This window comes from Stenotrophomonas sp. YIM B06876 (assembly GCF_030711595.1).
Lineage (GTDB): Bacteria > Pseudomonadota > Gammaproteobacteria > Xanthomonadales > Xanthomonadaceae > Stenotrophomonas.
Window position 1 is genome coordinate 1 of sequence record NZ_JAUJUJ010000497.1, and the last position, 595, is coordinate 595.

At 72.2% G+C, this 595-nt stretch carries 1 pseudogene; it reads left to right on the plus strand.

The features are described from left to right. Positions 1–595: pseudogene (locus QZH66_RS18135) on the plus strand (hypothetical protein); the annotation flags it as partial.

Sequence of the window (595 nt, forward strand, 5' to 3'; positions counted from 1 at the left end):
ATCGATGCTGACCGGCGAGCCGCTGCCCGTGGCCAAGGAGGCGGGTGATGCGTTGACCGGCGGCGCTATCAATGGCGAGGGCCGTGTGGTGCTCGAGGTGCGCGCCGTGGGCGCCGAGACGGTGCTGGCGCGCATCATCCGCCTGGTCGAAGACGCGCAGGCCGCCAAGGCGCCGATACAGCGGCTGGTGGACCAGGTTTCGAACGTGTTCGTGCCGGTGGTGCTGGCGATCGCGCTGGCGACCTTGCTGGGCTGGTTGTGGGCCGGCGTGGGGGCCGAGACGGCGCTGATCCGCGCCGTGGCGGTGCTGGTGATTGCCTGCCCGNTGGTGCTCGAGGTGCGCGCCGTGGGCGCCGAGACGGTGCTGGCGCGCATCATCCGCCTGGTCGAAGACGCGCAGGCCGCCAAGGCGCCGATACAGCGGCTGGTGGACCAGGTTTCGAACGTGTTCGTGCCGGTGGTGCTGGCGATCGCGCTGGCGACCTTGCTGGGCTGGTTGTGGGCCGGCGTGGGGGCCGAGACGGCGCTGATCCGCGCCGTGGCGGTGCTGGTGATTGCCTGCCCGTGCGCGCTCGGCCTGGCAACGCCGGCCGCC